The sequence below is a fragment of the Mycobacterium sp. genome, assembly GCF_049281135.1.
Classification (GTDB): domain Bacteria; phylum Actinomycetota; class Actinomycetes; order Mycobacteriales; family Mycobacteriaceae; genus Mycobacterium.
Map to the genome: position 1 here is coordinate 1 of NZ_JBAPRN010000255.1, position 3,735 is coordinate 3,735.

Sequence of the window (3,735 nt, forward strand, 5' to 3'; positions counted from 1 at the left end):
GGTCTGCAGAGCCGACCACTCGCCGTTCACGCTGCGGTGCTCTATCCCTGGCGACGCCCGCACCCGGTCGATCGTCGTTGACCAGTCGGCCTGCAGTTGCCGCCATCCTTCGAGCAAGTCAGCCGGGAAATCGGAGCGGATCAACGGTCGCACCGGATACCGGCGGTCGAGCTCAGCCTCGACGTAGGTCGTGACCTCGACGCCGTTCACGACGAGATTCGTGACGAGACCATCAATCTCGGCATCCCGCATGACAACCCCGATGAGCCGCGCGCGGTCGAGCATGCACTCCCGGAACTCCGCCGCGCTGAAGTCTTCGTCCACCAACCGTTTCACCGGCTCAGGTTACGCAGCGGGGAAGGTCCATCACGTGCCGAAACCTCACTTGACGGCGCGACCTATCGACGATAGTTTACCTATCGACGATAGGAGCACTGAGGAGGTGATCCAGTGACGACCCCATTGTCAGACCGCCGCCAACAACGCCGCGGGGCGAAACTGGCGGTGATTCTCGAGGCAGCCTGGACGCTGGGCCGCCGCGACGGGCTCGCCGCCCTCTCGCTGCGCGACCTGGGCGACGCTGTGGGTCTGCGCCAACCGTCGTTGTACGTCTACTTCGACTCGAAGCTAGATCTGTACGACGCGATGTTCGCCGACGGATGGCGCCAGTTCCTCGACTCGGTGCGCCACGACTATCCGAGCGACCCCCATGAGGCGTTGGCGCAATTCGTCGGTGAGTGCGTGCAGTTCTCCAGCGACGATGTCGTGCGACACCAACTGCTGCTGCAGCGAACAATCCCGGGCTTCGAACCCTCGCCTGAATCGTTCGCCATCGCCACGGAGTTCTACGAGTTCGGCAGCGGCCTGATCAGGCGGGCCGGTGTAAACGACTCGGCCGACATCGACGTGTTCACCGCGATCGTCACCGGGTTGGCTCACCAGCAAGTCGCGAACGACCCAGGTGGCACGCGCTGGGTACGCCTGGCCGACCGGACCGTTGAGATGTTCCTCGCTGACGTGCAGCGGCGAGTCAAGACCGGTGATCCGCCGCGAACGCGCCGAAAGACGCGACCAGTCTGACCTCGTTGCGCTTAGCCCAACAAGCCGTCGACACCGAAACCAACACCATCCACTCGAGGAGGCAGCACTATGTCCGTTGTTTCCAGCGTCGCCACCCACGCGGCAGCGTGAGGCCGGCATGCGTCAGGAACTCACCACCGACAGCGTCAACCGCTACATCGAGGCATCCCCAGACGACCTCTACGACATCGTCTCTGATGTCACGCGCCAGCCGGAGACCTCACCCGAGATCGTCTCGTGCGCGTGGATCAAAGGCGCTACCGGTCCCAAGGTTGGGGCCCGATTCAAAGCTGTCAACCACGCCGGACGAGGCCCGAACTGGCCCAACAAGCCGGTGGTCGTCACAGCCGAACCAGGCCGGGAATTCGCGTTCGCGCGTACAGAGGCCTTTGCCGGGACCGTCGAGTGGCGCTACCGCTTCGAACCGGAGGGCACCGGCACCCGGGTCACCGAGTCCTACGCCGTGACGAAACACCTGACGATCATCGGCTGGTTCATCATCGACACTCTGTACGGCCTCAAGGACCGCCGCACCGACCTTCGCGCCGGCATCGAACACACCCTTGATCGCCTGGCCGAGATCGCTCAGAGCAAGTCCCCGTCTCGTCACGCCTAAGTCTCGACGTAGGCACTCAGCGAGGTTGATCGCGACTTCCGGGGGACGGCAGCGCTACGGTCCGAAGGTCGGGGGAAGTGCGGGAGGTCTCATGAGGGCGATTCGGCGGAGCGCGCTACCGGTGTTGCTGTTCAGTGCTGTTGGTCTCGTCGTAGGTCTGGCAGCTCCCGCGGCGGGACGTGAGGCGAGTCATCTGATTAATGGCGCCTCGATCAAGGAGCATTCGATTGCCGGTGACCGGTTGAAGGCCAACACGGTGACCGGCGCGCAGGTCAAGGAATCAACGCTGGGCACGGTGCCAAAGGCGACGACGGCGATGAAGCTCCCGCCACTGAAATGGCATGCCGTGACGTTCGCGGCCGGCAGCGGTTGGAGCAACGCGACGACTCCCGGTAGCCGGCCAGCTGCATACGCGGTCGACGCGCAGGGGATTGTTCATTTGCGTGGGATGATCACGGGCGGGACGTACACGTTGCCCGCGTTCAAACTGCCGCCGAATGTGGCCCCGTCCAACCTGATCCTGGACCTTCCGTTTGTTGCTTATGGCGGGACTGAGGGAAGCCTGCTGATCGAAGGTGGCGAGGTCATTCCGTTCGCCGCGCAAAATGGGACGACGGCGAACGTCACCACGCTCACGATGCTCGAAGGGGTGACCTTCGACAGTTGACCGTCGCAGGTCATCGCGCAGGCCACTTGCTGGCGATGGCGACCTGGCCTGGTTAGAGCGTGGTTAACCCGCCAGACATCTGTTGCGCTCGGGTAGCACCCGTGTCTTGCGTCTTACCGGTCGGCTGCGGTCCGGTTGCGGTGAGTCCTTCCAGCTCACAGCCGGCAGTGAAGGTGCCGCTGTCGGTCAGGACCTGTCCGGTCAGGATGTCGAGCTGTCCACGGCCCGGGCGCCGAAGAACGTGGACCTTACGCACCCGGCCGGTGCGAGAACCGACGACGTCGACAGTGCCGTTGCCCTGCGGGACGTACAACAGGTGCCGATGAGCGTCCACCTCGATGCCGAGGTACTCATCGCCAACGCAATCCTTCTGCACCACGACGATACGGTGCCGTGCGAGCGCCGCCGTTGGCGTCGCTGATACCGATGGAGGCGCCAGCGCGTACCCAACATCAGCCTGGCTCGCTCTCGCTCGACGCTCTCACCATCTCGACGATCGAAGGCCGTGGGCGGTTGACACCGCCGCAGTTTGAACGGCTCAACCACCCTGGACCATCGCGCGAGCCGACCGGCGTTCGCGAACACTTCGATTCCATGGCGAGTTGGCCTGGTTAGAGCGTGGTGAACTGGCCAAACACGTGGCATGGGGTAGGTCAGCAAGGCGGGTGGGGCCGCGATCAGATGACCCCAACAGGGGTGTGCACGTCGTCGTCGTTCGCTACGAAGATCCTTGCGCATCCGGACTCGAACCGCCGGTTGCTGGCGGCTCACGCCGCCGTGGAGAAATACCAGCGGTGCTGGCGACTCCATCGAGATTTCCGCTCATCGCCACCTGAGCTTCAGCTCTCGAGATGACGCTCCACGATCACCCAATAGGTCGGTGGTCGGTCTGGGGTTAGAGCCAAGCGCGCTTGACGGTCCGAACCCTCAGCGGCCCCTGCGTGACGGTCTTTCGGGCCTTCACCGTCCACACGTGACTTGTCTTGTTGATTAGCCCGAAGGTCGCGCTCATCGGCCCATCACACTCGTAGCTGACCTTGAGCGGACCATCGTGTCCGAGCAGACCACTCATCTGGTACGACGCGGCGGGTCCGAAGGCTTGGACCGAGCCGCACCACGAACCGTCAGACAGCAGAAGCTCGGTCGGAGGCGGGTTCGGCGGGCTGTTTGTCGCTGGGGGAAGGGGGCGGGTCGTACGAAACCGCACCGCCGTCTTGGAATCGGGATAGTTCACGCAGATCAGCGAGGTGCCGGTCGGCGGGGGGTAGCACAGACCGACCTCGTCGTTACCTGCGCGGCACACGTACGTACCTGGAAGGACCGCCCCACTCGAACTGCACGTGCCCTGAAGCGACCTCTTGACCGCGAGGCC

4 protein-coding genes and 1 pseudogene are annotated in these 3,735 nt (G+C 64.0%); 3 read left to right on the forward strand and 2 right to left on the reverse strand.

Annotated features, from left to right (window positions below; translation table 11 throughout):
- Positions 1-336 (reverse strand): annotated as a pseudogene (locus WAN02_RS10245) (DinB family protein); the annotation flags it as partial.
- 114 nt (positions 337-450) lie between these two features.
- Between WAN02_RS10245 and WAN02_RS10250 the strand changes: the two are divergent.
- The 3 genes from WAN02_RS10250 (at position 451) to WAN02_RS10260 (ending at position 2,363) form a co-directional block, all read left to right on the forward strand.
- Positions 451-1,080, forward strand: a complete 630-nt coding sequence (locus WAN02_RS10250; RefSeq protein WP_422264042.1) for a TetR/AcrR family transcriptional regulator — start codon at positions 451-453, stop codon at positions 1,078-1,080.
- Positions 1,081-1,198: 118 nt separating this feature from the next.
- Complete coding sequence (locus WAN02_RS10255; RefSeq protein WP_422264043.1) at positions 1,199-1,696, forward strand: SRPBCC family protein; 498 nt, start codon at positions 1,199-1,201, stop codon at positions 1,694-1,696.
- Positions 1,697-1,787: 91 nt separating this feature from the next.
- Complete coding sequence (locus tag WAN02_RS10260; RefSeq protein WP_422264044.1) at positions 1,788-2,363, forward strand: hypothetical protein; 576 nt, start codon at positions 1,788-1,790, stop codon at positions 2,361-2,363.
- A gap of 52 nt (positions 2,364-2,415) precedes the next feature.
- On the opposite strand, the gene WAN02_RS10265 is transcribed toward WAN02_RS10260, so the two are convergent.
- On the reverse strand, positions 2,416-2,742 hold the full coding sequence (locus WAN02_RS10265; protein WP_422264045.1) for a hypothetical protein: 327 nt from the start codon (positions 2,740-2,742) through the stop codon (positions 2,416-2,418).
- Between the last annotated feature and the right edge of the window lie 993 nt (positions 2,743-3,735).

Coding starts and splice junctions, on each gene's coding strand:
- WAN02_RS10260 (WP_422264044.1), top strand. CDS start 1,788: ATGAGGGCGATTCGGCGGAGCGCGCTACCGGTGTTGCTGTTCAGTGCT.
- WAN02_RS10255 (WP_422264043.1), top strand. CDS start 1,199: ATGCGTCAGGAACTCACCACCGACAGCGTCAACCGCTACATCGAGGCA.